The organism is uncultured Sulfitobacter sp. (assembly GCF_964021855.1).
In the GTDB taxonomy this organism is placed as follows: Bacteria; Pseudomonadota; Alphaproteobacteria; order Rhodobacterales; family Rhodobacteraceae; genus Sulfitobacter.
Window position 1 is genome coordinate 535,024 of the sequence record NZ_CAXHZD010000002.1, and the last position, 25,951, is coordinate 560,974.

The window sequence follows — 25,951 nt, forward strand, 5'->3', positions numbered from 1 at the left end:
TTGGCATGAGACTGGACTGTCCGATTTGTGGGAGCCGCGACCGGCGCGAGTTTTATTATCAGGGCGATGCCGTGATGTTGGCGCGCCCCGCTGTGGACGCGGGGGCGGATGCTTGGGACAGCTATTTGCATTTGCGCGATAATCCGGCGGGTCAGACGCGCGATTTGTGGCACCACGAGGCGGGCTGCGGCGCGTGGCTGGTGGTGACGCGCGATACGGTGACCCACGCGGTGTCGGCGGTCGAGCTGGCGTCGGATGTAAAAGGGGCCATGGCATGAGGATCGCGGGGAAGGGGCTGATTGATCGGTCGAATACCGTCACATTCAATTTCGACGGGCGCAGCTATGACGGGTTTGCGGGGGACACGGTCGCGTCGGCCCTGTTGGCCAATGATGTGACCTTGATGGGGCGTTCGTTCAAATATCACCGTCCGCGCGGGGTTTTGACCGCAGGCAGTGAAGAGCCGAATGCGCTGGTCACGGTGGGCCGCGGTGCCGCAGCTGACCCCAATGTGCGGGCCACCATGCAAGAGGTATATGACGGGTTGCAGGTGCGCAGCCAGAACGCCTGGCCGTCTTTGGACTTTGATGTCATGGCGGTGAACAATCTGGTCTCGCCGTTTTTGGGGGCGGGGTTTTATTACAAGACTTTCATGTGGCCCCGCAAATTTTGGGAACGGGTCTATGAGCCGGTCATCCGGCGGGCGGCTGGTTTGGGGGGGCTAAGCGGTGCACATAACTCGGATACCTACGAGCGGGCTTTTGCGTTTTGTGATGTGTTGGTGATTGGCGCGGGGCCTGCAGGGTTGATGGCGGCATTGACTGCGGCGCGCGGTGGCGCGGATGTGATCCTAGCCGATGAAGACGCGCTGATGGGCGGGCGGCTGAATGCCGAGACCTATGAGATTGAGGGCAAGCCAGGTCATGTCTGGGCAGCCGAGGCTGTGGCCGAGTTGGCGGGGATGGACAATGTTCGGTTGATGTCGCGGACGACTGTGACCGGGGCTTATGATCAAGGTACATTTGGCGCGTTGGAACGGGTTGGTCACCATCATGGCATGCGGGACGAGGGCGCACCGCTTGAGTGTTTCTGGCGCATTGTGGCCAAGCACAGCATCTTGACCGCTGGTGCGTTGGAGCGGCCCATCGCCTTTCAGAACAATGACCGGCCCGGGATTATGACTGCAGGGGCAGTGCGTGCCTATCTGAACCGTTGGGGCGTGAGCCCCGGCAAAGCGCTGACGGTCTTTGGCAATAACGATGATGCGCATCGTACGGCACGGGATTTGGCTGAAGCGGGTGTGCGCATTGCTGCGGTGGTGGATAGCCGGACTGACGCTGATATTGAGGGGGATTTTCCGGTTTATCGCGGCGCGCAAGTGTTCAACACAAGTGGCGGTAAAGCGTTGGAGAGCATTTCCATCCGGACCGTCAGCGGCGTCGAAAAAATCCAGACCGATTGTCTGGCGATGTCGGGGGGCTGGAACCCGACGGTGCATCTGACCTGTCACATGAACGGGCGGCCCACATGGCGATCTGACATTCAGGCCTTTGTGCCCAGCGAAGGGACCATTCCCGGCATGGTCACGGCGGGGGCATGTAACGGTACGTTTTCGACCCATGGCTGTTTGGCCGAGGGGGCGCAGGTCGCGGGTAAGGTGCTGGAGATGCTTGGCAAGACCGTGCCCGATGTGGCATTGCCGCAGTCCGAGGATGCGCCGTACCGGATGGCACCGCTGTGGGCCGTTGCGGGCAAGGGGCGTGCTTGGTTGGATTTCCAAAACGATGTGAGCGTTAAGGACATCAAGCAGGCGGCGGTCGAAAACTTCCGCTCGGTCGAGCATATGAAGCGCTATACCACCCAAGGCATGGCAACAGATCAGGGCAAGAATTCGAACGTCGGGGCCTTGGCGGTGTTGGCCGATGCGACCGGGCGCGGGATACCCGAGACGGGGACGACGACATTCCGCCCGCCGTATTCTCCGGTCAGTATCGCGGCGATGGGGGCAGGTGCGCAAGGCAAGGGATTTGCGCCCGAACGGTTTACCACATCTCACAGTGCCAGCGTTGAGGCGGGCGCGCCGATGATCGAGGCCGGGTTGTGGTATCGCCCGAGCTATTTCCCCAAGCCGGGGGAAAGGACCTGGCGGCAATCTTGTGACCGCGAAGTAGGCTATGTCCGCAAGGCGGTCGGGGTCTGCGATGTGTCGACGTTGGGCAAGATCGACATTCAGGGACCGGATGCGGCGGCCTTGCTGGATTTCGTTTACACCAACATGTTTTCAACGCTCAAAGTCGGGCGCGTCCGCTATGGTTTGATGCTGCGCGAAGACGGCACCGTGATGGATGACGGCACCTGCGCGCGGTTGGGCGAGACGCATTTCGTGATGACCACGACAACGGCGGCGGCAGGTGCGGTGATGAAGCATCTGGAGTTTGTCGCGCAGTGTCTGCACCCCGAATGGCGGGTTGCGATGACATCGGTCACGGAGCAATGGGCGCAGTTTGCCGTGGCGGGGCCAAAGTCGCGCGACTTGTTGAACGGGGTCTTGGACGCGCCCATTGATAATGACAGTTGGCCGTTTATGGCGTGTGGCGACACGTCGGTTCTGGGCGTCAAAGGGCGGCTGTTCCGGATATCCTTCTCGGGCGAGCATGCCTATGAAATCGCCGTGCCAGCGCGATATGGCGAGAGCCTGTTTCGCGAGCTTGTGGCCCGCGCCCAAGGGGTGGGCGGTGGGGCCTATGGGGTGGAGGCACTGAATGTGCTGCGCATCGAAAAAGGCTTCATCACCCATGCGGAAATTCACGGGCGGACGACGGCCTTTGATGTGGGGATGGCAGGGATGATCAGCGACAAAAAGGATTGCATCGGCAAGGTGATGGCGGCGCGGCCAGGATTGGTTGCGGCGGATCGTGAGCGGTTGGTGGGGATGCGGCCCGTGGGGGCAGTAAAACTGCTAAGTGCGGGCGCGCATATTTTCGCCAAAGAGGCGGAAGCGGTGCGGGAGAACGATCAGGGCTATGTCACCTCCGTCTGTTTTTCGCCCGAGGTTGGCACCTATATCGGGCTAGGGTTCGTGAAAAACGGGCCAGAGCGTTACGGCGAGGTGATGCGCGTGGTGGATCATCTGCGCGAATTGGAAGTCGAGGTGGAAATCTGTCCGCCGGTTTTCTTTGACCCTGAGGGAGGGCGTGCCCGTGGCTGAGTTGAAAGCGAGAACAGCTTGTGGTGATGAACTGCCGCTTGAGATTGGATCGGTGGAACTTACCGAGCTTGATCTGGGGCCAGTGACATCGGTCATGGTGTGGGGGTCAGAGAAGGAGCTGTCCGCAGCGATGAAGGAAGCGCATGGGATGGCATTTCCAAAACCCAACCGGAGCAGCGGCAAGGATGCAACCCGCTGCATCTGGTTCGGGCGCAATCAGGCGCTGCTGATCGGGACTGCTGCGGATGCCGGTCTGCGGGACTACGCAGCGATCGTGGATCAAAGCGACGCGTGGTGTGCTGTGTCGCTCAGTGGTGAGGCGTCGGAGGATGTCTTGGCGCGGTTGGTGCCGGTGGATTTACGTCGTGCGCAGTTCAAACGGGGGCATACGGTGCGCACGCAGGTCGGGCATATGATGGCGTCTGTCACGCGGACAGGGCCGGACAGTTTTATGATCCTTGTCTTTCGGTCGATGGCGGCTACCTTGATCCACGAGCTGAAACAGGCGATGCAGTCTGTTGCTGCGCGCCGTGCATAAAGCGCCTGCCGCGGCGCTAGAAAGACTTGGAGACGTAGAATGAAGATTGTGACAGTTGCGATGATGGCCGGGCTTTTAACTGCTGGTGCCCCGGTTCTGGCGCAGACGGCGAAGGAGACCGATTGCGCCTATCAGGCGGATGTCGTCAATGCGGTACGCCAGGCGCGGCTGGCGCGGGTCAAAGAACGCAAAGTCGCAGCACATGTTCAGGATAATGCGCCAAGCTGGCCCGAGAAATATTCGGCGATCGTGCCTTTGGTGACCCCATGGGTTTACGAGATGAAAATGCGCGACGTCAAAGCCAATGATCTGGGCGCTGCCTGGAAAGAAATGTGTATGGGCCGATAGGCCTGATATCTTGGCTGAGGTCCCTTGGGGGCCAGCCCCATCGCCCTGACGGGCGATCCCCCCGGAGTTTACTTGGCAAAATGAAACAGCTGTTTCACGCAGTGGGTTCTGGACTCTGTCCATGCTGGGCCAATATATAGTGTTATGAGCCTGCCCCCTGGATTTTTAGATGAATTGCGAAGCCGTTCCAGCCTGTCACAGGTGGTGGGGCGCAAAGTCATGTGGGATGCGCGCAAGTCCAATCAGGGCAAGGGTGATATGTGGGCACCGTGCCCGTTCCATCAGGAAAAATCTGCCAGTTTTCATGTGGATGACCGCAAGGGGTTTTATTATTGCTTTGGCTGTCACGCCAAGGGAGACGCGATAACCTTTATTCGTGAAACCGAGAACGTGAGCTTCATGGAGGCGGTCGAGATTTTGGCGCGCGAGGTCGGGATGCCTGTGCCGAAACAGGACCCACGTGCGCAGCAGAAAGCCGATAAACGCACCCAGCTGGCCGAGGTGATGGAGCAGGCGGTTCAGTTTTTCCGCTTGCAGTTGCAAACCGGTGCGGCGGGTGCTGCGCGGGATTATCTGGCGCGGCGCGGGTTGTCTGCACAGGCGTTGGAGCGTTGGGAGATCGGCTTTGCTGCGGATCAGTGGCAGGGATTGTGGGATCATCTGAAGGCAAAAGGCGTCGAGGATGATCTGATTTTCGGCGCGGGGCTGGCCAAGCCATCGACCAAGGGCGGGCGGCCCTATGACACGTTTCGGGGGCGGATTATCTATCCGATCCGCGATGCGCGGGGGCGTGCGATAGCCTTTGGCGGCCGTGCCATGGACCCAAGCGATAATGCGAAATACCTCAATTCGCCCGAGACCGAGTTATTCGATAAGGGCCGCAGTCTGTACAACGTGAAAGAGGCGCGCACGGCGGCGGGGCAGGGTCAGCCACTGTTGGTGGCCGAAGGGTATATGGACGTGATCGCGCTGGTCGAGGCCGGGTTTGGCGCAGCGGTTGCGCCACTTGGCACTGCGATCACCGAAAGCCAGTTGCAGATGCTGTGGCGGATATCGCCCGAACCGATCATCACGATGGACGGAGATACAGCCGGCCAGCGTGCCGCATTACGTTTGATTGATCTGGCACTGCCATTGTTGGAGGCGGGGCAATCTTTGCGATTTGCCATGATGCCCGAGGGGCAAGACCCTGACGATCTGCTGCGAGCCCATGGTGCGCCGGCGTTGCAGCGGCTGTTGGATGGGGCCATGCCCATGGTGCGGCTGTTGTGGCAGCGCGAGACCGAAGGGCGCGTCTTTGACAGCCCCGAACGCAAGGCCGCGTTGGACAAGGCGCTGCGCGAGAAGATCAAACTGATCAAGGATCCATCAATCCGCAGTCACTACGGTCAGGAAATTAAGGACCTGCGCTATCAGCTGTTCCGGCCGCAACAGGCGAAAAAGGCGTTTACGCCGGGCGGGCGCAGCGGCGGGCAGGGGCGTTGGAACGCCACACCGCAGGGGCCATCGCCCAGTGCGAAGTCATCGATGTTGGTGACCGCCGCAGGGCTGGGCGCGACCGAGCATCTGCGCGAGGCGGTGATCCTTTGCGCCCTGCTGGAATGCCCCGAGCTGGTCGAGGAATTCGAAACCGGGCTTGCGGCGATGCAGTGTCAGGACAGCCATCACGGGCGGATCAGGGATTTGATGTTGCGCCACATGCATCTGGAGCCCGCAGCGTTGCGCGAAAAGATATACGGCGCACTGGGCGAGCAGACCCTTGAAAATATGCGGTCGCAACGCCACGTTGCAGTGACGCCGTGCATTAGGACCCCCGGTAATTCCGACATGACCCGAATGACCGTTGCCGAAGAGCTGGGCAAGCTGGAAGCCGTGCGCGGGTTGGATGCCGAGATTGCCGATGCCATGGAAGATCTAACCGGCGTCGCCGACGAAGGGCTGACGTGGCGGTTAAGTGAAGCGGCGCGAAATGCCGACCGTGCGCAGCGCAGCGGACAAGAAGATACGGCGGAATATGACATCGCGGAAAACGGTGCGCATATCAGCCGAGACGAGCGCAGCGCCTTTGACGCGTTGCTTGGGGCGATCCGTGGAAAGGGCGCTGAGGAAGATAAATGACCCCTGCGTGGCTTTTTCGCCGGGATGTTTAATAAAAAGCAGGGTAACGGGTTTAAGAATCGCCCAGAACCCCGCATGATTCGGAAAATTTCGAATCACTATGTGTGATTCGCTTATGTTCGCTGGAGGAAGCTTAATGGCCGCCAAAGATACTAATGAAGACGCTAAGTCTGACGATCAGGATGCCGGCCACTCGCTCGACATGAGCCAAGCTGCCGTCAAGAAGATGATCGGTGACGCCCGTGAAAAAGGCTATATCACCTATGATCAGCTGAACACGGTTTTGCCGCCCGAGCAGGTGAGCTCGGAACAAATCGAAGATGTGATGTCGATGCTGTCCGAAATGGGCATTAACATCATCGAAGACGAAGACGCCGAGGAAGAAGAAGCCAAGGGCGGCACGGATGTTGCCACCACGGACAGCAACCGCGATGTAACGCTGTCGGCCTCTACCTCGGAAAAGCTGGACCGTACCGATGACCCTGTGCGCATGTATCTGCGTGAAATGGGGTCTGTCGAACTGCTAAGCCGCGAGGGCGAGATTGCCATCGCCAAGCGGATCGAGGCAGGGCGCAACACCATGATCGCGGGGCTTTGTGAAAGCCCGCTGACATTCCAAGCGATTACAATCTGGCGCGACGAACTGTTGTCCGAAGACATTTTGCTGCGCGATGTGATCGACCTTGAGGCGACGTTTGGCACCCAGATGGGCGAGGAAGAAACCACGCCGGTTGTGCCCGTCGTTCCCGGAGCCGAGGCCAAGCCGGCCGAGGAAACAAGCGAAGTCGATGCAGACGGAAACCCGATTGCAAATGACGATGACGACGATGAAGATGAACAAGCCAACATGTCGCTGGCCGCGATGGAAGCCGCGCTTAAGCCACAAGTGCTTGAGGCGTTGGATATCATCGCTGACGATTATGTTCGTCTTAGCGAAATTCAGGACAGCCGGATTTCTGCGACCCTGAATGAAGACGGCACATTCTCGAAAAAAGACGAGGAAGAGTATCAGAAGGTTCGGTCGGAAATCGTTTTGCTGGTGAATGAACTGCACCTGCACAACAACCGTATCGAAGCGTTGATTGACCAGCTTTACGGCATCAACCGTCGCATCATGCAGATCGATAGTGCGATGGTGAAACTTGCCGACCAAGCGCGGATTAACCGTAAGGAATTCGTCGATAACTATCGCGGTTACGAGCTTGATCCGAACTGGATGGAGCGGATGTCCGAGAAATCCGGTCGCGGCTGGCAGATGTTCATCGAACGCTCGTCCGACAAAGTAGAAGAATTGCGCGCTGACATGGCCCAAGTCGGTCAATATGTCGGTCTTGATATCTCTGAATTCCGCCGCATCGTGCAGCAGGTTCAGAAGGGCGAAAAAGAAGCGCGTCAGGCCAAGAAAGAAATGGTCGAGGCGAACCTGCGTTTGGTTATCTCGATCGCCAAGAAATACACCAACCGCGGCCTGCAATTCCTTGATCTTATTCAAGAAGGTAACATCGGCCTGATGAAGGCCGTTGATAAGTTTGAATACCGTCGCGGTTATAAATTCAGCACCTATGCGACGTGGTGGATCCGTCAGGCAATCACCCGGTCCATCGCGGATCAGGCGCGCACCATCCGTATTCCTGTGCACATGATCGAAACGATCAACAAACTGGTCCGCACAGGCCGTCAGATGTTGCACGAGATCGGCCGCGAACCAACGCCCGAGGAATTGGCAGAAAAGCTGCAGATGCCTTTGGAAAAAGTGCGCAAGGTGATGAAAATCGCCAAGGAACCGATTTCGCTGGAAACACCGATTGGCGACGAAGAAGACAGCCAGTTGGGCGATTTCATCGAGGACAAGAATGCCGTGCTGCCGCTCGACAGTGCCATTCAGGAAAACCTCAAGGAAACCACCACGCGGGTTTTGGCGTCGCTTACCCCACGCGAAGAACGTGTGCTGCGGATGCGTTTTGGTATCGGTATGAACACCGACCACACTTTGGAAGAAGTTGGCCAGCAGTTCAGCGTGACGCGCGAACGTATCCGCCAGATCGAAGCCAAGGCGCTGCGCAAGCTCAAGCACCCCAGCCGGTCGCGCAAGCTGCGGTCGTTCCTGGATCAGTAAAACTGCATTTCAGAATTTTGCGTAAGGGGCGGGGTCATTACTTCGCCCCTTTTGCGTTGTAGGGCGGGCCGCGAACTGGGGCTGTAACCTTGGCGGAGGATATCCGCCACATGCTGACCTCCCGCGTATCAGACCCTTTCAAGCGGCAGATAGGGTTTTTTGGGGTAAACGGACTGGATGACATCCCCTGCCTTCACCATCCCTCCAGCCTTAACCACCGCCATAATGCCGGACTTTCGCACAATTTCGCCCCGCTCACCTTTTGACAATACGGCGGACAGAAGCCCCGGTTGAAAGTCATTGATCTGTTGGCAGGGGTTTCTTAGGCCCGTTACTTCAAGCTCTACCCCGTCGCCAAGCCGCAAAATGGTACCTCGGGGCAGCGCCAGTAGATCGATGCCGACGGTTGTAATGTTTTCGCCCAGATCAGCAGGATGCACGTTAAACCCTTTTGCGCCGACCTCCTCGAACAGCTCTGAATGGATCAGATGGACCTGTCGAAGGTTGGGTTGCGCTGGATCAATCGCAACACGAGAGCGGTGTTTTACAGTTCCCCCTAGATGCGCATCACCTTCGACGCCCAGGCCGTCGATAATGCGAATTTCAGAGACCACTTTTTTTGAAAAGTGGTGAACACTATCCTTTGCCACGGCAACGACTTTTCCGGTTAACAAAGCGCCTCCGATCTATGTCAAACTGAACAGACGAACATTCGCTGCCGTACCAAGGGATGTCAAATAGGGCCCAAACCGCCCGCCCACAGCTGCAAGGCACCAGTCACCGAGCTGTGATTTGTTATTTGTATCGCGGCACTATCTTAAAAGGAAAGCCGCTGAATAGGAGATGTCCAAATGCGTTCAATTCTTGCTGCCGTAATCTGCGCCACGGTGCCCTTCGCGGCCCATGCGCAAAGCTATGAGACGATCAACCGTTTGAATGTTATTCCGCTTGGCGGATCAAGCTTTGAGGTGATCGAGGCGAGAGGCGAAGGCCCGAGTGGTATTTGGTGCGCTGCGGCAAGCTATGCACAGGATCGGGTCGGGATGACCAATTCAACGCGGATATATATCAAGACCCCGCGCGGCCCGTCGATCAGCGGCGCGGGCAGTATCGGCGTTGTTTTCACCACCGACCCCAACGATCTGCCAAGCCCGCCACGGAAATCGTATTCCATCAGTGTCGACCAGCAAAGCATTAGCCTGACCATCGGGCATAGCATCCAGTATTGCAAAGATTACATTATCGAATTGAAAGACCTGTAAGGGATGGAGCCTGTTATGAAACGCAATATCGCAGCAGTCGTCATAGCCTCGGCGATGGCGGGCCCTTTGGCGGCCCAAGGGTATCCGGCAAACGGTGGGCTCGTGTTCACGCCACTGGAAAACGGCGTCCGGATCGAAGGCGACACGGGCCATGGTGCGCGCGGTATTTGGTGTGCCGCTGCGGATTATGCCCGTGATGAACTTGGTGCGCGCAGCGACCAAGACATCTATGTCAGCGCGCCGCAGGTTCGCGGGTTTGGCCAACCTAACGCTGTGTCATTTACGCTTGATCCTAAGGGGCTGACGCCGGTGAACGTGTTCATCGTTGGTCCATCGCTTAACCGACAGGGCTCGCGGCTGTCTGTGGGGCACGCGTTGTCGTTTTGCCCTGATCTGTACCTGCCCAGCCGCTGACCGGCGGTTGTCTGTACCAGATTGCGCGCCTAAGCTGCGCTGATGATTACCGAGTTTCAGATTTCGACCCGCGGGCAGGGCCTGTACGAGTTTACGGCCGACGTAGCGCGCTGGCTGAATACCTCGTCTGACGGGCTGCTGACGTTGATGGTGTGCCACACCTCTGCGTCATTGTTGATCCAAGAGAATGCCGATCCGGATGTTCAGCGCGACTTGCTAGCGTTCTTTAGCCGTGCCGTCCCGCGCGGCGATGATCCGTCGATGTCGTATCTTACCCATACCTTGGAGGGACCAGATGATATGCCTGCCCATATCAAGGCGGCAATGTTGCCCATCAGCCTGTCTATCCCCGTTCAAGCTGGGGTGATGATGCTGGGCACATGGCAGGGTATCTATCTGTTCGAACACCGCGACGCACCCCATGTCAGGCGCGTCGCGGCACATTTTGCGGCCTCTTAGCCCAGCCTCTTAGATCAGGGGTTTAACCCACTGGCATCAGATAGATTTCACGCACGGCAGCATGGGCCGGGGCCTCAAGCGCGTGCATAACAGCCGATGCGACATCATCGGGTTGCAGCTTGTCTGGCTTGGCCTCGTCAAAGAATGCGGTGTTCACCATGCCGGGGGATACCACCATGCAACGGCCACCCCATTCGGCCATCTCATCCGCCAGATTGCCTGCAAACCCGTGGATAAAGAATTTGGTCGCGCCATAGATCGATCCCTTGATATGGCGACGCCCTGCCGCCGAACCGGTCACGACGTATTGGCCGGTCGTTTTACGCAGATGCGGCATGGCGGCATGTGCGGTATAAAGCGCGCCCATCACGTTCAGATCGACCATGGATTTCCAATCCTCCGGATCGCCCTTTTCGGTGCCGCCCTGCGCTGTGCCGCGCCCGGCATTGGCAAACACGGCGTCCACTTGCCCGAACTTTTCCGCCAGCTTGTCCAGCGCATCCTTTTGCGCCTCGTAAGATGTGGCGTCGCCGGGCAGGGCGATCGCTTGCGCGCCAATCTCTGCCACCAGATCGTTCAGCTTATCTTCGCTGCGCGCGAACAATCCGACGTTCCAACCGGCCGCTGCGGCCGCCTTGGCAGTTGCGGCACCGATGCCGCTGGATGCGCCTGTAATAAATAGGGTCTTGGTCATGATGATCTCCTGAATTCTGTTTCGTTCCGGAGACAACGCACGGGACAGCTGTTGGGTTCATGCCACTTTTCAAAACACAACATTTAGCGATGTAATTCGCCCCTACCCAAAACCCTGCGGGTATCCTATAGTTCTAGACAAGAGGGTGAACAGCCCCACTATTGAGGCGGATCAGAAAATAAAGGGGAACGGCAATGCGCTGCCCGTTTTGCGGAAATATAGATACCCAAGTCAAAGACAGCCGTCCGGCAGAGGATCACGTGTCCATCCGCCGCCGCCGTTTTTGCCCGGCCTGTGGCGGCCGTTTTACAACGTATGAACGTGTGCAGTTGCGCGATCTTGTTGTCATCAAAAGCTCTGGCAAACGCGAAGACTTCGACCGTGACAAGCTCGAACGCTCCATCCGCATTTCGATGCAGAAACGCCCGATTGATCCCGAACGGATTGACCAGATGATTTCAGGCATCGTGCGGCGTCTGGAAAGCATGGGCGAGACCGACATCGGGTCCAAGCAAATCGGCGAGATCGTGATGGAGGCCTTGGCCCGCATCGACACCGTCGCCTATGTGCGGTTCGCAAGCGTCTACAAGAATTTCCAAGCGGCGGATGATTTCGATAAATTCGTTCAGGAATTGCGCCCCGACGTTCCGCCAGAAGAGTGACAACCGCAAACGACACTCGGTTTATGGCGCTTGCCCTGTCTTTGGGTAAACGGGGGGAGGGGGCCGTCTGGCCCAATCCCGCCGTGGGCTGTGTCATCGTGCAAGGCACCCGTGTCATAGGGCGCGGCTGGACCAAGCCCGGCGGGCGTCCTCACGCTGAAACCGAAGCTTTGCGCCAAGCGGGCAGCGCAGCCAAAGGCGCAACAGCCTATGTCACGCTTGAACCTTGCGCACACACCGGCAAAACACCCCCCTGCGCGCAGGCCTTGATTGATGCGCAGATCGCGCGCGTGGTCATTGCCTGCACCGATAGCGACCCGCGTGTAAGGGGCCAAGGGGTTGCGATGTTGCAAGACGCAGGTATCGCGGTCGAGGTCGGCCTGTCCGAGGATCAGGCCCGCGCCGATCACATCGGCTTTTTCTCAAAGGTGGATCAAGGCCGCCCCATGGTCACGCTAAAACTGGCCAGCAGCTTTGACGGGCGCATCGCGACTGCGACAGGGGACAGCCAATGGATCACAGCAGCCCCGGCACGTCGCTTGGTTCATGCCATGCGCGCGCGTCATGATGCGGTGATGGTCGGCGGCGGCACAGCGCGCAAAGATGATCCCAGCCTGAATGTGCGAGATCTGGGCGTCTCCCATCAACCGGCGCGCATCGTGATCAGCAAACATCTCGATCTGCCCTTGGGCGGCAAACTGGCGCAAACGGCGTCAGAAATTCCGCTGCTGCTGTGCCACGCGCGCACCGCCGATCCGCAACTGGTCAAGGCGTGGCAGGGCATCGGGGCAACCCTGATCCCTTGCGCCACCCATGCCGGTCAAATCGACCCGCATGACCTTTTGCAAAACCTAGGCACCCATGGCCTGACCCGGATCTTTTGCGAGGGTGGCGGCGGGCTCGCGGCCACCTTGCTAAACGCTGGCCTGGTCGACCGTCTCGTGGGCTTTACCGCCGGCGTCACGATCGGGTCTGACGGAGTACCTGCGATTGGCCCGCTTGGCATAACCCGCCTCGCCTCCGCGCCACGCTTTACGCTCCACTCGACCCAAACAATCGGCCCCGACGTGCTGCACATCTGGGACCGCACTCAAACCTAATATTCCAAATGGTCCAAAATCCCGGGGGTGTGGGGGCTGGCCCCCAATCCAACGCTTACCCCTTGCGCCACAAATGCGCTTTACTGGCAAAGACCCCCTGCAGCTTGGCCAGCAAACGGTTTGCCATACCGGGATGCGGCAGATCGCCATCGCGCAACCGCTCAACGACCATCTCAACAGGGCAGGCGCTGCCTGTGCGCGGATCAAAATAGCGCGGATAATCAATCAAACTCGCGTGAACCAAGCCTTCTAATGTCACCTTGGCGCGGCGGCGGGCGGGTACGTCCCCGCGGTCGTCCGTTAGGCCCCAGCCCGCATAAAACGGCGCGCCCAGTGTGACGACCTTGATCCCCCGCACCAGCGCCTCGAACCCTAAAAGCGAGGTCATGGTCCAAACTTCATCAACATGGGCAAGTGCTGCGATGGGGTCAGCATGGCTTAGCACGACATCCGCCAGATCAGTCGCATCAACAGCGCCGCTGCGCAGGCCAGCCTCGACATCGGGATGCGGTTTATAGAAGATCACAGCATCCGGATGCGCCGCCCGTACCGCCTGCAACAGCCCAAGATTGGTCGATACTGCGTCCGTACCGGTTTTGATCGACGCGTCATCCTCGACTTGGCCGGGCACCAATATGCGGTGGCCTTTTGTCAGCCCTTTTAGATCGGCAGCATTGCCAAGGTTATATTTGCTCAACCCGCTGGCACGCAACGCAGCGATCAAACGTTCGGCGCGCAGATGTTGATCCGGGCGCAGGCTCTGCCGCGTCTCGATCCACTTTTCCAACCGACTGGGCTGGCGAGGATCATAGTAAATGCCCAGATCATCACACACCAACGACAGGGGCGGTACCAGATCGGCCCCCAACCCGCGCGAGCGCAAGAAGCCGTCTTCGACCCGGATCGCGCCGTCATGATCGCTGCCCGCTTTGCCAGCCCACACCATCCATGGCTTGCCGGCCTCGCGTGCCCGCGCGGCGTCATCTTTGAATATGACCGGTGACCACGCGCCAAAGAACCGTTGCAGGGGGCGGCGTTTCCACAGCCGCATGGCAGATGCGGTCCAGCCCTTGTGATCCTCGCGCCACGCGCGGGTTTGTGCGGCCAATGTTTCGATGGCGGTTTCCAGATCGCAAAGCTGGTCGCGGTGCGGGTCGTACCATGTGGGATATAATATCATCGCCGCGGCAAACAGCTGGGCGCGGGTGAGAGTACGTTGGCGGCGTTGCACCGGAAATTCGTCATCCGTCAGGCCCCAGCCTGCATAAAACGGCTGGCCAAAGACGCGGGGTTTATGGCCGGCAAAGATCGCCTCGAACCCCATTTGCGACGACACGGTATAGACGCGCACCGCCCCTTCAAACAGGGCCCACGGGCTGATGGGGTCGCTGAGCAGCGTGATCCGGTCATTGGCGTCTTCTGGGCCGAAATGCCCGGCGCGGTATCCTTTGGCCGTCTCGGGGTGGGTTTTGATGATAATGCGCGCGCCGGGGTTTTCCTGCTGGGCAAACACCAGCATTTCCAAGAACCGAGACCGGTCAGCACCGGAGGCAGTCACGGACGCATCGCCGCGGGTCTGGTCGATCACCAGCACATAGCCGGGGTCTGGGGCGGGCAGGTCTGTGTCAAAGCCGCTGTATTTGGTCAGTTGCGCCTCGATCATGCGGGCGATGCAGCCGCGTGCGCGGTTCAGCAGGGCCGTATCATCCAGCGGATGGGTGGCCAGCAGGGTTTCCAGATCGGACGGGCGGGACGGATCAAAATGCGCTGCTTTGCTGTCGATCAGCAGTCCCAGCGGCGGCTCCCCTGCGCGGCCGGGAAACAACGAGCGCAGCAGCGCGTCCTCAACGCGCACAACCGGCACGTCACGTTTGGCGGCAACCGCAAGGCCGCGATGTGCGGTGGGGGAATTGCCCCAAATTGCAACGGCATCGCCCTTGCGGGGCAGGCCAAGATGGATGGAATATCCTGACAGCTGCAAAACCCGGCGCAGGCGTTTTTGCCGAAGAAACCCGCCATTATACACAAAAAGCCGCCGGTCCTGTTGAGGTCCGGCGGCGGGGCTGTCGTATATCTCAGGCCCTAAAGCCATTTTTGCGATCAGTTGCTCGAGGTAAGGTTGCTCAAGCTGTTGAGCGAGCCTGCAGGGCCAGTGATCGACGAGATGACTTTGCTCCACTGGGTGAATGGCGCTTCGGTAACGTAAAGCGTGTCGCCATCGCGGATCACAAAGTCGCGGGCCATGAACATGCCGTTGGGCTTGGTCAGGTTCAGCACGTAGATAAGGCGTTGCGCGCCTTGCAGATCGCTGCGGCCCAGAACCTGTGCGGCGACCTCTTGGGGTTCATTACGGAACACAAATACGCCCGTCGGATCGGCCGAGCGTGCATTCAGGCCGCCAACCTGCGCAATGCCTTCTAGCGCGGACAGGTTTTGCGATTCAAACGGCACCCGTTGTTGGGACCCGGTTGCACCAAGTGCGGTGAACGACCGTGTGTCTTCCTCGACCAAGATGCGGTCGCCGCCGCGCAGGGCGATGTCCAGTTCGGGGTGCTCGTACAAGTCTTCAAACCAGATTTTGCCACGTTGGCCGCCACGCAGAACGGTGACCTGCGCGATTTCCGGTGTGATGGAGACACCGCCGGCGCGTGCCAGCATGGTCGACAATGTGCGAGTTGGACGTTCAATGGCGTAAACGCCTTGCGCCCCCACCGCACCGATCAGGGATACTGTTGCCCCGTCGCCCGCAATGCGGCGCACTTGAACCTGCGGATCAGGTGTCTGTTCGGACAGGCGTTCGGTGATGATGCGGCGGATTGCTTCGGGCGAATTGCCTGATGCTTTGATGCGCCCGGCATAGGGCACAAAGATAAAGCCAGCGCCGTCCACTTGGACCTCTTCGAGCATGGTTGCGTTGCTGGCTTGGCTTGCCAGCAGGCCGTCATCGACGTTTTCCCAGATCGTCAGGCCCAGCGTATCACCGGCATTGATCGTGTCCGACCCGATTTGCCCTGCATTAATAAAGGCCTGGCTGAAACCCAATGCGGGGGTCACGGCGGTGGCACGGGACACGCGATCATTGACTTCGACAATGAATGCGTCGCCTTCGCGCTGCACGGAACCGGAAAATATTTGACGTTTATTAGGGCCAACTTGCGGCAAGCCACATGAAGATATCACGGCGATTGCCGCAAGAACTGCGATGGGACGTGCCCACCGAAAAGATACGGATTTCACTGCCCGGTCTCCTCGACCTATTCAAATTTCTGCCTCAAGATCGCCGATTGTTTCGACGTAATTTGGGACAACCTATCGCAGTTCTGATCAAAAAGCTACTGTTTGGAAGGGATTGGCCTAAGTTACAGCGCGCAACTGTTGCCGAGGGGCCGCGGTGCCCTGTTCCAGTGCGTCGTAAGGGTCGTGATCGGCCAGCATCATGTCCACCACTTGGCGCAATAACTGGGTGCGGCCGCGTGCGGCATAGAACCCACCAGGCAGCTGAGATGTTTCCAACAGATAGCGCCGGTAGTCCTTGTAGGCCTTGTTGTCGGGACGCGCAGCACCTGCAAAGAATTCATGCAACGGCTGATCGGATACAAATTCGGGCTTGGCATAGACGGCGTGGCCAAACACCTTAAGGGGGATACCCCGCCAAAGCACTTGCTGGCCGGCGGTGGAGTTCACAGTCACCCCCGTGCGCGCATCGTTCAGAAGTTGCGCCAGCTTGCCGCCGCGTACGTAATGCACGCGGTCTGACACGCCCAATTCGCGGGCGATGCGTTTAAGATCGCCGCGCACCGGCGTGCGGCCGTCTTCCAGCGGATGTGCTTTGACCACCAGATGATGATGGCGCGGCGCGCCGTTGGCAAAGCCTTCGACCACGAGACGCAGAAAATCTGACATTGTATCGAATTTGGAATGTTCCTGAAATGAACTGTCATGTTCCAACTGCAACAGGGCCAGATGATAGGGGAACCCGCCCAACCGGATACGCATTGTCGCAATCAACCGGTCCAAGGCCAGCACAGGCATCAGCAACAGCCGCTTGATATACAGGCTGAACTCTTTGGTGACCGGAATGCTGCGGTGGGGGCGGAAATTACGATAGTCGCCGTTCCGCGCCAGAATAAACCAGTGATAGAGCGCGCCATAGAACACATGCTGGCGCATGTCGCCCCAATGGCCGGGCGGCAAGGGGGCTTCCATATCGGAATTGGCCAGCGCCGCCTGCATCTGGTCGATGGTCATGTCCATCAGCCGCGAATTGCCGTTTGATCCGCCGCGTTCATAGGTGACCCAGTAAGGCCGCATATAGCCTTCCTCGAACACATGCACGGTCAGGCCGCGGGCTTTGGCCTCGGCCACGGCCTGCGCGTGGATAGGGCGCGTGTCGCCGTATAGCACAATATCAGTGACACCTTTGTCGGCGAGCAGTCCAACAAAGGTGTCTTTCCAGGCGTCTGCCTTACCCCGAAACGGGATATAGCTGGCCGGATGAAACCAGAATGCCCGGTCGCCTGCATTAAAACCCACACGCCACACCTCGGCCCCGGCAAGCCGGAGCATTTTTCCCAATCTGTTAAAGAAGGGGCCATGGGGACCTTGCAAAAACAAGAAAACCCTATGTTCTGAGGGGGCGGAATTCATCTCGGCTTTCGGTTCATACTGATTAACTCAGGTATATTCATTCAATTGGGGCTAAAATGGGGCGGCGACGCGGACTTGTCATGATCGGGGCGGGCGGCTAACTCCTTAGAGGATACAAAAAGGGCTGCGCATGTTTACAGGAATTATCACAGACGTCGGAAAAATCGCAACGCTTACGCAAGAAGGGGACCTGCGTGCGCGCATTGAAACCGGATATGACACAAGCCGGATCGATATGGGGGCGTCCATCGCCAGCGACGGCGTTTGCCTGACTGTCGTGGATCTGGGGCCCAATTGGTACGAGGTCCAGATTAGCGCCGAAACCGTCGAGAAAACCAACCTTGGCGATTGGAAATTGGGGCGGCGGGTGAACTTGGAACGGGCGCTGAAGGTCGGTGATGAACTGGGCGGGCATATTGTATCGGGCCATGTTGATGGCGTCGCCGAAGTGATCGCGATGCAGGATGACGGGGACAGCACCCGCGTTACCTTGCGCGCGCCGCTTGCCCTTGCGCGGTTCATCGCGCCCAAAGGATCGGTTGCGCTGAACGGTACCTCCCTGACGGTGAACGAGGTGAACGGTTGTGATTTTGGCATCAACTTTATCCCCCATACCAAAGAAGTGACGACATGGGGCGATGTGGCCATCGGCGACCGCATCAACCTCGAGATTGATACCTTGGCGCGTTACGTCGCGCGGCTGGCGGAAATGTCATGAGCGCGGGGATCGGCCATAACAACGGCCCCAGCATGGAGAGCGGCCATAAATGGCGCAGCTTTCAATGGCAAAAGGCCCGCGAAGCGGCAATGCCAAAGACGATCCCGCTGATGGTCGTGAAAATGCGCGTCAAACGGGCGCGCGAGCTGGGGTTGGATTACAAGGCTTATGCGGCAATCCGTCAGGCCACGGGGCGTGATATTCTGGCGCTGCTGTTTTCAAACAATGCGCTGCGGGTGGTGCGTGCAGATGCGCCGCAGATGCCGGTACGTCAGGCCGATGTGTTGAACACCGTTCAAGGGGCGCAAAAGCTGGCGCTGGTGCACCGTCCGCTTGTTCCTGCAACGATTGCTGGCGCGAACCCCGCGCTGGATTTTGCAGGTCAGGCCCCGAAGTTCACCGACAGTTGGTCCGACATGCGCGATCATCTGAATGATGCGGTGCAGGGCCGCAGGCTGGCCGGCGATCAAGTGCTGATCATCGGCGACACCGCGATTGAACGCGACTGGTCTGCCGCAAGCAAGGCTGCCGGGTATCTTGAGGCAGGGCGTTATTTCGGGGCAGGGGCCTAACGCGAGCACCTGCGCGCGGATGACGCGGCGGAATTGAGTTTATTTGGCAAAATGAAGCAGGGGCGTTGGTGCCCCTGCTCTAGCAAAGTCGCGTGTGGTGGGCTATGTGCCAGAACACGCGACACAAGAGGAATGCCCCATGCAATTTGAAACGCCCGGCCCGGTTGAAACTGAATTGTCATCGGCCATCTCTCCTATTGATGAGATCATCGAAGAGGCCCGTCAGGGCCGGATGTTTATTCTGGTCGATCACGAAGACCGTGAAAACGAGGGCGATTTGGTGATCCCTGCGCAGTTTGCCGATGCGGCTGCAATCAACTTTATGGCCACTCACGGGCGCGGATTGATCTGTTTGCCACTGACGGAAGCGCGGATTGATAAGCTGGGATTGCCGATGATGGCGGTCAATAACTCGGCCCGGCATGAGACCGCATTTACCGTGTCCATCGAGGCCCGTGAGGGCGTGTCCACCGGCATTTCTGCAGGCGACCGTGCGCTGACCGTGAAGGCGGCCATTGACGAAGATATTGGCCCTGCGGATATCGCCACACCGGGGCATGTGTTCCCCCTGCGCGCACGCGATGGCGGTGTGCTGGTGCGCGCGGGCCATACAGAGGCTGCGGTTGATATCTCGCGGCTTGCGGGGCTGCACCCGTCGGGCGTGATTTGCGAGATCATGAAGGAAGACGGCACCATGGCGCGGCTGCCGGATCTGGTTGAGTTCTGCAAAGAGCACGACATGAAGATGGGCACCATCAGCGATTTGATCGCCTACCGCCACAAACACGACAACCTGCTGGTTGAGCGCACAAGCCGCATGGTGACATCGGCCTATGGCGGCGACTGGAAGATGCAAATCTTTACCGACGAGATCAGCGGCACCGATCACGTGGTATTGTCCAAGGGCGATCTGACCACGGACGCGCCTGTGTTGGTACGCACCCACGCGATTAATGCGCTAGAGGATATCTTGGGCCTTGGTCCAAGCCCAGCAGACGAATTGCCCCGCGCGATGCAGATCATCGCCGACGAGGGGCGCGGTGCCGTGCTGCTGTTCCGCGACCCCGATCCGCGCCTGCGGTTCGAAGACGAGGAAGACGAGCGCCCCCGCACCATCAAACGCACCGGTCTGGGGTCACAGATCATGGCGACGCTGGGCCTGCACAAGCTGGTTTTGCTGACGGACAACCCCGACACGCGCTATCTGGGTCTGGACGCCTATGACCTGAGCATCGTGGGCACACGCCCCATCACAACGGAGTAATCCCAATGGTAGCTACAAATCACACCACATTGGTCACGCCGCAGTTTGACAAGCCCGTTAAGGTTTTGATCGTGATATCGCCCTATTATTCCGACATCGCGGATGGGTTGCTCAAAGGGGCCAAGGCCGAATTGGAAGCTGCTGGCGTTGAATGGGATGTGGTTGAAATGCCCGGCGCGTTGGAAATTCCCACCGCCATCGGCATCTCTGACCGCAAAAGCAACTTTGACGGTTATGTCGCCCTTGGCTGTGTGATCCGTGGGGAAACAACCCATTACGAGACCGTGTGCAACGACAGCAGTCGCGCGCTGCAATTGCTGGGCTTGCAGGGGCTGTGCATCGGCAATGGCATCCTGACTGTGGAAAATCACGAGCAGGCAGCCGTCCGTGCTGATCCAGCCGGGCAAAACAAGGGGGGCGGCGCTGCTGCTGCGGCCTTGCATCTGATCGCGCTCGCCCGTAAGTGGGGCGAAATTCGCAAAGACATCGGTTTCAAGCCCCGCTCGGATGAATATCTGATGGCGGGCGACAATGACGGACCCAAGACAGCATGACACCTACCGCCGGCCTTTCGGGCAATCAAAAACGCAAGATGAAATCAGCCTCGCGACTTTACGCGGTGCAGGCGCTGTTCCAGATGGAACATTCATCGCAAAGCTATGACACCGTGAAGGTAGAGTTCCTGAACCACCGGTTCGGGGCGACTTATGATGGCGAGGAAATGATCGACGGCGACATCCGCCATTTCTCTCAGGTGCTTGAGACGGCTGTGAACGATCAAGCCGCGATTGACCAGATGACCGACCGCGCCTTGGTTGCGAAATGGCCGATTGCGCGCATCGACCCGACATTGCGCGCCTTGTTCCGTGCCGCGGGTGCTGAGCTGCGCGATCAGGACACGCCGCCAAAGGTCGTGATCACCGAATACGTAGACGTGGCACGCGCGTTCTTTGAAGGCAGCGATGAGCCGAAATTCGTAAACGCGGTTCTGGATCACATGGCCCGCGAAGCGCGTCCCGAAGCGTTTTAATCCAAGTTTATGAAATCTGGTGCTGGCGCGCGTTCAGCGCGCTTGCAAAGTGTGACGGAACCACCACTGCCGTACCGTTGTATATTCCCGAGGACCTGTATGTACAGGTGGGCGCCAGGTAAAAGAACCAGGGTTCGAACAGAGCCAGCTCCCTCGGATTTGCTTAAGGCCACTGGAATGTAACTTTTACAAACAGGGCAGAACCGTCACAGCCAACAGGTAGGCCCGCGCTGGCCCCACGACAAGGGGCTATCTTAGCTGTCGCTCGGTTTTTCTATAAAACGGTAGCGTTCCAGCTCTTGCGGAAGCAGCACATAGATTTCATCGGGCGGGGTGACCAATGCATGCTGCATCACCAGCGGATCGATGCCCATGTCATCCAGATATGTCATGACTTCGCCCTGACCCCGCTGGATATCTTCCACCGCGACAAAGGCGGGCAGCAGCGTGCTTTCCCCGAAATAATGCTGGTGTACACCGACGGAGGCATCATCGGGAACGGTGCGACCTATCCCTGCCGCCAGCAAATAGGGGCAGGCGGAATAGCAGATATCGCCAGAGCGCAATGCCGTTGTCAGATCCGCATCGCGCAGATAGCGGCCCAGCAATAACGCGTCCTGCACTGACCCGCCGGGGGAGTTCAGGATCACGCCTTGAGGCTTGGGGGTAAGCTCGGCCAGTTGCTTCTCGATCCGGTCGGCATCGCCCGGTACGATGCCACCCTCCAGCAGCACCCTTTGCCCGCCCTCAACCACGGTCAGCGTCAACCGGTCGGGCAGGGGCGATGATGGCATGGGTTGGCCGCCGGGCGGCGCGCGGTCAGGACGGAATCGCCTTGTTTGGTCACCGGGGCGCACGGGTTCAGTCAGTTCCGGCGCGCGCGGGCCAAAACCGGGCAGGCGCAACCCGTCACGCAGGTCGCCCCAAAACAGCAACCCCGCCAACCCCAGTTGAAAGATCAGCACCCAAGCCAGCACCCTGCCAATCGGGTTGCGTTTGGGTGTGTCGGCCGTGTCGCTCATGATGATTTCAACGGGGTGACGCGGGGCGGGCTTTCGGTGGTGGCCTCCGCAATCTCTACCGTGCCTTTCATCGACGCTTCGACGTCACGCATGGCGTTCACGGCGGCGCGCAGCTCGGCCAGCGTCAGGGTTTCTTCGATAGATGTGCCTTCGCGCCCCTCGCGGATCGCGCCGTGGGTGATGGCAAGGATGAACACCAAAACGGCCGGCAACAGATCAATCGCGATGGCACCAGCCCAGGATGGCACAAAGTTGCGCGCGTATTTGATCACCGCATCGGCGCTGGAAATGGGGGTATAGGTCGTCTCGTTCGGCGGTGGCATGGCCAGCACGGCTTGCGCTGCGCGCTCCAATGTGGTGGCGCGTTGGGCCAAGACCTCAAGCACCGATGTGATTGTCGACGCCTGATTGCCGCGCTGCTCTTCTGAATTGCCGTCCAGCTCTGGCAGTACAACCGAAGCAGACAAATCCTGTGCTGCACGCTCAACCAAGGATGCAACGGAAAGCTGGCGCAATTGGGCGATCAGACCGGCAAGCCGCACGGCCTGTTCTGAAAACTCGACCGAACGCGCCTCAACCGGGCCGGGTTCAACCGTCAGCGCGCGCATCCGGCTGAGCAATTGGTTACCTTCGGCAAAGGCGGCCTCGACCAGCGGGGTTTGCGTGGCAATCTGCGCCTCAAGCCCGGCCAGTTCGGATGATTTTTGCCGCAACACCCGGAACACCGCCCCGCGCCCGGCAAGCCCGGACAGCCCGCCACTGGCTTCTTGCTCGCTCAGGTCTTCAAAACTTTGGCGGACGCGGGTCACGTCACGTTCCAGCCCTTGGGCGGACAGGGCAATCTCGTGGGCGCGTTCCAGCGATCCCTGATATTCCTGCACCGTGACGGCCAGATGCTGCTCGACCGCCGCCGAACCGGCAAGGGCCGCAGCATTCAGCCAACTGGACATCGCGATGATTGCAAATGACCCGAGGCCCATGGCCCCCAACAATCCGACCCGCGCCCGCGCGCTGCGCACAGCGGGAAACAGACGCAGCATGTAGGACCAGAACACAAAGATGCCGACAGAGACAGCGATGGAATAGGCAATCGCGGCAAAGGCCGACATCGCGCCATTGTCATCCAGCAAGGACGACACCCCTAGATAGGTATAAATCCCCGATGCCACGGCCAGAACACCCAAGGCCGTGCCGGAAAATGTATCCAGCCAGCTTAGATGCGCCTCAAGCTCTAGGGCATAGCGCGCCCCGCGCTGGTTGCCCGACGTATGGGTTGTTTCATCTGTCATGGATCGCCCCTTTATCACAGGCTCCAAAGATAGGGCGGCACAGCAAGATTACCAAGCCGCAAGGTCAGGACTTGCCTCATGTTCACCTATTGTTCATAGTTGCGCGTATGATGCTTGACGACACCAAACAACTTCAGCCCGGTCAAGTTCTGGCCCGCGGCGTGGCGCGCCACCTGTCTGCCCTTGGCTTTGTCTGCGTCGAGGAACTGGTCCCCACCCGCGGCCTGCGCGTCGATGTGATGGCCCTTGGCCCCAAGGGCGACATCTGGATCGTCGAATGCAAATCCAGCCGAGCTGATTTCATGACCGACAGCAAATGGCAGGGCTATCTTGAATGGGCAGACCGCTTCTTCTGGGCCGTTGATGCGGATTTCGACACAGATCTTCTGCCAGATAATTCCGGCCTGATCATCGCCGATGGCTACGGCGCCGAAGTCCTGCGCATGGGCGCGGAAACCCGCCTTGCGGCCGCCCGCCGCAAGGCCATGACCCATAGGTTTGCCACCCACGCAGCACGCAGGCTCCATCATCTGCGTGATCCACACATGACCCCGCATTGGGACTGATCTTGAATTCCAAATGGATTTAAATCCCGGGGGGCCGCGCCTTGGCGCGGTGGGGGCTGGCCCCCTTATCCCCGGCTCAACACGCTTAGCGCTTTTTGTTGCCGGCTTTACCGGCGCGGTGGGCCGCTGCCATGATTTCTTCGGCGATCTCTACAGCTTCGTCTGGCGTGAAATCCATCGGAATCTCAATGCCGCCCTCGGCTTCAATAAATAGCCGAACCATGCCTGCATCGGTCGGGCCGATTTGCAGATTTGCTTCGATGTCGCGTTCAGTGTCGATACCCATAGGTCCCTCCGAAATGTTGTCGCCAGCCCTAGCGCGGGTGCAGATGAAAGGCAAGTTTGGCCAAATAGGCCGTGAACACGAACAAATCAAATTCCCGCGTCTTAGGGTATTGCAATCTTTTTGCTTGGACGTTAGATCGGCGCAAGTGCCGCCTTAGCTCAGTTGGTTAGAGCGCCTGATTGTGGATCAGGAGGTCCCTGGTTCGAGACCAGGAGGTGGTACCATCCCCCCCCCTTCAGCTATTTAATAATGACCCTACTATTCGATATCGACGGTTTGTCGTAAATTTCCGCTTGTCCGGTCGAAAATCAAAATCTGATTATCTTGCGTCACAATGGCATACCAATCAGGGCCTTGGGTAAACGCCGTCGCTTTTTCACCGCTTGGCAGTGCGATCACTTCCGGTAAATCTGGGGCCGTACTCGAGAAGCGGATGACAAGCAGGCCAATCACGACTAGAAGGCCGAAAATCATTGTGGCGGTCAGCACCGTCACCAGTCTCCGCAGGAATTTGATGTTTGGGGGCTCGGAAGGATCAGTCATGTCGCACCGCCGTATTAGCTTTGTCATCGCGGACACACCGCCGCCGCGCCTTGATAAGGCGCTTGCCCGCGATGTGCCAGAGGATGCGAACCTGTCGCGCACCCGTTTGCTGCGGCTGATCACCGATGGGGCCGTGCAAATCGACAGCTTTGTCGTCACAGACCCGCGTGCACGTGTCATGGAAGGGCAGGAAGTCACCATCGACGTTGAAGAGGCCGAGGAAAGCCACATCGCCGCCGAATCCATCCCACTTGATGTGATCTTTGAGGATTCCGATCTGATCGTGATCAACAAACCTGCGGGCATGGTCGTGCATCCGGCCCCCGGCAGCCCGTCTGGTACCTTGGTCAACGCGCTGTTGGCGCATTGTGGTGATGATCTATCTGGCGTTGGCGGTATGAAGCGCCCCGGTATCGTGCACCGCATCGACAAAGACACCTCGGGCCTTTTGGTGGTGGCAAAATCCGACGCGGCCCATCACGGGCTTGCGAAACAATTCGAAAAACACACGGTCGAACGCTATTATCAGGCGCTTGTATATGGTGTGCCCGACGCCAATGACCCGCGCCTGCGCGGCGTCAAAGGGGCGAGCTTTGAGCCGGGCAATATCCTCAAGATGACCACGCAACTGGCGCGCCACCGCACCGATCGGCAACGTCAGGCGGTGCTGTTTCAGGGCGGTCGTCACGCTGTAACCCGTGCGCGGACGATCCACCGCTTTGGCAATCCTCCTGTGTTGGCGCTGATGGAATGCTGGCTGGAAACCGGGCGCACGCATCAGATCAGGGTGCATATGGCCCATGCGGGGCATTCACTGGTCGGGGATCAAACCTATGGGGGTAAACGCAAACTGCCCAAGGCGGCCTTGCCTGAAATCGCGTCCGACGCCGTGCGGGCCTTTCCACGGCAGGCGCTGCACGCTGCGGTTTTGGGGTTTGAACATCCCGTCACGGGCGAAATGGTCCGGTTCGAGGCCCCTTTGCCGCGCGATATGACGGAACTGCTGGAACTGGTCGGGCTGGCGCAGACGTAATCGTCACAAACTGCACGTCCGCGTGAGCATCGCCGTGTAAGCTTTCCTTCATTAAGATTAAC

General features: G+C 59.0%; 27 protein-coding genes, 1 tRNA gene and 1 other RNA gene. 19 read left to right on the forward strand and 10 right to left on the reverse strand.

Annotated features, from left to right (window positions below):
- Nucleotides 1-5 precede the first annotated feature (5 nt).
- From AADJ11_RS08915 to rpoD, 6 genes are all read left to right on the forward strand, one after another.
- Complete coding sequence (locus AADJ11_RS08915; protein WP_341234168.1) at nt 6-278, forward strand: sarcosine oxidase subunit delta; 273 nt, start codon at nt 6-8, stop codon at nt 276-278.
- A complete protein-coding gene (locus tag AADJ11_RS08920; RefSeq protein WP_341234169.1) occupies nt 275-3,208 on the forward strand; it encodes a sarcosine oxidase subunit alpha family protein in 2,934 nt (977 codons plus the stop codon). The genes AADJ11_RS08915 and AADJ11_RS08920 overlap by 4 nt, the downstream gene beginning before the upstream one ends.
- Nucleotides 3,201-3,746 carry a sarcosine oxidase subunit gamma gene (locus AADJ11_RS08925; RefSeq protein ID WP_341234170.1) on the forward strand — a complete coding sequence of 182 codons (546 nt, stop codon included), beginning with the start codon at nt 3,201-3,203 and terminating at the stop codon, nt 3,744-3,746. The genes AADJ11_RS08920 and AADJ11_RS08925 overlap by 8 nt, the downstream gene beginning before the upstream one ends.
- Nucleotides 3,747-3,785: 39 nt before the next feature.
- Nucleotides 3,786-4,094 carry a hypothetical protein gene (locus AADJ11_RS08930; RefSeq protein WP_341234171.1) on the forward strand — a complete coding sequence of 103 codons (309 nt, stop codon included), beginning with the start codon at nt 3,786-3,788 and terminating at the stop codon, nt 4,092-4,094.
- Between the two features lie 144 nt (nt 4,095-4,238).
- Nucleotides 4,239-6,212 (forward strand): DNA primase, encoded by a 1,974-nt coding sequence (dnaG, locus tag AADJ11_RS08935; protein WP_341234172.1) that lies wholly within the window; start codon nt 4,239-4,241, stop codon nt 6,210-6,212.
- A 136-nt stretch (nt 6,213-6,348) separates the two neighbouring features.
- On the forward strand, nt 6,349-8,328 hold the full coding sequence (gene rpoD / locus AADJ11_RS08940; protein WP_341234173.1) for an RNA polymerase sigma factor RpoD: 1,980 nt from the start codon (nt 6,349-6,351) through the stop codon (nt 8,326-8,328).
- Nucleotides 8,329-8,456: 128 nt separating this feature from the next.
- Here rpoD and AADJ11_RS08945 read toward each other — a convergent pair whose 3' ends face one another.
- Nucleotides 8,457-9,002 carry an MOSC domain-containing protein gene (locus AADJ11_RS08945; RefSeq protein ID WP_341234174.1) on the reverse strand — a complete coding sequence of 182 codons (546 nt, stop codon included), beginning with the start codon at nt 9,000-9,002 and terminating at the stop codon, nt 8,457-8,459.
- Between the two features lie 177 nt (nt 9,003-9,179).
- Between AADJ11_RS08945 and AADJ11_RS08950 the strand changes: the two genes are divergently transcribed.
- From AADJ11_RS08950 to AADJ11_RS08960, 3 genes are read left to right on the forward strand one after another with little or no spacing between them, the layout of a single operon-like run.
- On the forward strand, nt 9,180-9,590 hold the full coding sequence (locus tag AADJ11_RS08950; RefSeq protein WP_341234175.1) for a hypothetical protein: 411 nt from the start codon (nt 9,180-9,182) through the stop codon (nt 9,588-9,590).
- Between the two features lie 15 nt (nt 9,591-9,605).
- Nucleotides 9,606-10,004: a hypothetical protein gene (locus AADJ11_RS08955; RefSeq protein WP_341234176.1), complete on the forward strand. Its 399-nt coding sequence runs from the start codon at nt 9,606-9,608 to the stop codon at nt 10,002-10,004.
- Between the two features lie 42 nt (nt 10,005-10,046).
- Nucleotides 10,047-10,463, forward strand: coding sequence for a secondary thiamine-phosphate synthase enzyme YjbQ (locus AADJ11_RS08960; protein WP_341234177.1), 417 nt, complete (start codon nt 10,047-10,049; stop codon nt 10,461-10,463).
- Between the two features lie 22 nt (nt 10,464-10,485).
- Here AADJ11_RS08960 and AADJ11_RS08965 read toward each other — a convergent pair whose 3' ends face one another.
- The gene (locus AADJ11_RS08965) at nt 10,486-11,157 is read right to left on the reverse strand and encodes an SDR family oxidoreductase (protein ID WP_341234178.1); all 672 of its coding nucleotides are present in this window, start codon (nt 11,155-11,157) and stop codon (nt 10,486-10,488) included.
- 194 nt (nt 11,158-11,351) lie between these two features.
- Here AADJ11_RS08965 and nrdR point away from each other — a divergent pair, with 194 nt between their 5' ends.
- Together nrdR and ribD are read left to right on the forward strand one after the other, a co-directional pair.
- Nucleotides 11,352-11,819, forward strand: coding sequence for a transcriptional regulator NrdR (gene nrdR, locus AADJ11_RS08970; RefSeq protein WP_008225048.1), 468 nt, complete (start codon nt 11,352-11,354; stop codon nt 11,817-11,819).
- The gene (gene ribD, locus AADJ11_RS08975; protein ID WP_341234179.1) at nt 11,816-12,919 is read left to right on the forward strand and encodes a bifunctional diaminohydroxyphosphoribosylaminopyrimidine deaminase/5-amino-6-(5-phosphoribosylamino)uracil reductase RibD; all 1,104 of its coding nucleotides are present in this window, start codon (nt 11,816-11,818) and stop codon (nt 12,917-12,919) included. The genes nrdR and ribD overlap by 4 nt, the downstream gene beginning before the upstream one ends.
- Nucleotides 12,920-12,974: 55 nt before the next feature.
- Here the strand turns inward: ribD and AADJ11_RS08980 are convergent, their stop codons facing one another.
- From AADJ11_RS08980 to AADJ11_RS08990, 3 genes are all read right to left on the reverse strand, one after another.
- On the reverse strand, nt 12,975-15,011 hold the full coding sequence (locus AADJ11_RS08980) for a capsular polysaccharide biosynthesis protein (RefSeq protein WP_341234180.1): 2,037 nt from the start codon (nt 15,009-15,011) through the stop codon (nt 12,975-12,977).
- An 8-nt stretch (nt 15,012-15,019) separates the two neighbouring features.
- Nucleotides 15,020-16,156, reverse strand: a complete 1,137-nt coding sequence (locus tag AADJ11_RS08985) for a polysaccharide biosynthesis/export family protein (RefSeq protein WP_341234181.1) — start codon at nt 16,154-16,156, stop codon at nt 15,020-15,022.
- 117 nt (nt 16,157-16,273) lie between these two features.
- Nucleotides 16,274-17,566, reverse strand: a complete 1,293-nt coding sequence (locus AADJ11_RS08990; protein WP_341234182.1) for a capsular biosynthesis protein — start codon at nt 17,564-17,566, stop codon at nt 16,274-16,276.
- A 130-nt stretch (nt 17,567-17,696) separates the two neighbouring features.
- Here AADJ11_RS08990 and AADJ11_RS08995 point away from each other — a divergent pair, with 130 nt between their 5' ends.
- The 5 genes from AADJ11_RS08995 to nusB all read left to right on the forward strand — a co-directional run bounded on the left by AADJ11_RS08995 (nt 17,697) and on the right by nusB (nt 21,150).
- The gene (locus tag AADJ11_RS08995; RefSeq protein ID WP_341234183.1) at nt 17,697-18,284 is read left to right on the forward strand and encodes a riboflavin synthase; all 588 of its coding nucleotides are present in this window, start codon (nt 17,697-17,699) and stop codon (nt 18,282-18,284) included.
- On the forward strand, nt 18,281-18,856 hold the full coding sequence (locus tag AADJ11_RS09000) for a hypothetical protein (protein ID WP_341234184.1): 576 nt from the start codon (nt 18,281-18,283) through the stop codon (nt 18,854-18,856). Before AADJ11_RS08995 ends, AADJ11_RS09000 begins: the two co-directional genes overlap by 4 nt.
- 139 nt (nt 18,857-18,995) lie before the next feature.
- Nucleotides 18,996-20,120 carry a 3,4-dihydroxy-2-butanone-4-phosphate synthase gene (gene ribB / locus AADJ11_RS09005; RefSeq protein WP_341234185.1) on the forward strand — a complete coding sequence of 375 codons (1,125 nt, stop codon included), beginning with the start codon at nt 18,996-18,998 and terminating at the stop codon, nt 20,118-20,120.
- Nucleotides 20,121-20,125: 5 nt separating this feature from the next.
- Complete coding sequence (locus AADJ11_RS09010) at nt 20,126-20,674, forward strand: 6,7-dimethyl-8-ribityllumazine synthase (RefSeq protein ID WP_341234186.1); 549 nt, start codon at nt 20,126-20,128, stop codon at nt 20,672-20,674.
- The gene (gene nusB, locus AADJ11_RS09015) at nt 20,671-21,150 is read left to right on the forward strand and encodes a transcription antitermination factor NusB (RefSeq protein ID WP_093915775.1); all 480 of its coding nucleotides are present in this window, start codon (nt 20,671-20,673) and stop codon (nt 21,148-21,150) included. The genes AADJ11_RS09010 and nusB overlap by 4 nt, the downstream gene beginning before the upstream one ends.
- A gap of 53 nt (nt 21,151-21,203) precedes the next feature.
- Here the strand turns inward: nusB and ssrS are convergent.
- From ssrS to AADJ11_RS09030, 3 genes are all read right to left on the reverse strand, one after another.
- Nucleotides 21,204-21,357: non-coding RNA, 6S RNA (ssrS, locus tag AADJ11_RS09020), on the reverse strand.
- 47 nt (nt 21,358-21,404) lie between these two features.
- Nucleotides 21,405-22,172, reverse strand: coding sequence for a hypothetical protein (locus AADJ11_RS09025; protein WP_341234187.1), 768 nt, complete (start codon nt 22,170-22,172; stop codon nt 21,405-21,407).
- Nucleotides 22,169-23,461: a hypothetical protein gene (locus AADJ11_RS09030; protein ID WP_341234188.1), complete on the reverse strand. Its 1,293-nt coding sequence runs from the start codon at nt 23,459-23,461 to the stop codon at nt 22,169-22,171. Before AADJ11_RS09030 ends, AADJ11_RS09025 begins: the two co-directional genes overlap by 4 nt.
- A 107-nt stretch (nt 23,462-23,568) precedes the next feature.
- Here AADJ11_RS09030 and AADJ11_RS09035 point away from each other — a divergent pair, with 107 nt between their 5' ends.
- Entirely contained in the window at nt 23,569-24,027 is a 459-nt protein-coding gene (locus tag AADJ11_RS09035; RefSeq protein WP_341234189.1) for an MmcB family DNA repair protein, read from the forward strand.
- A gap of 85 nt (nt 24,028-24,112) precedes the next feature.
- Here the strand turns inward: AADJ11_RS09035 and AADJ11_RS09040 are convergent, their stop codons facing one another.
- On the reverse strand, nt 24,113-24,313 hold the full coding sequence (locus AADJ11_RS09040) for a DUF6324 family protein (RefSeq protein WP_341234190.1): 201 nt from the start codon (nt 24,311-24,313) through the stop codon (nt 24,113-24,115).
- A gap of 147 nt (nt 24,314-24,460) precedes the next feature.
- Here AADJ11_RS09040 and AADJ11_RS09045 point away from each other — a divergent pair.
- Nucleotides 24,461-24,537, forward strand: a tRNA-His gene (locus tag AADJ11_RS09045).
- A gap of 34 nt (nt 24,538-24,571) precedes the next feature.
- Here AADJ11_RS09045 and AADJ11_RS09050 read toward each other — a convergent pair.
- A complete protein-coding gene (locus tag AADJ11_RS09050) occupies nt 24,572-24,856 on the reverse strand; it encodes a DUF6476 family protein (protein WP_341234191.1) in 285 nt (94 codons plus the stop codon).
- Between AADJ11_RS09050 and AADJ11_RS09055 the strand changes: the two genes are divergently transcribed.
- On the forward strand, nt 24,855-25,889 hold the full coding sequence (locus tag AADJ11_RS09055; RefSeq protein WP_341234192.1) for an RluA family pseudouridine synthase: 1,035 nt from the start codon (nt 24,855-24,857) through the stop codon (nt 25,887-25,889). The genes AADJ11_RS09050 and AADJ11_RS09055 overlap by 2 nt on opposite strands.
- The last annotated feature ends 62 nt before the right edge of the window (nt 25,890-25,951 follow it).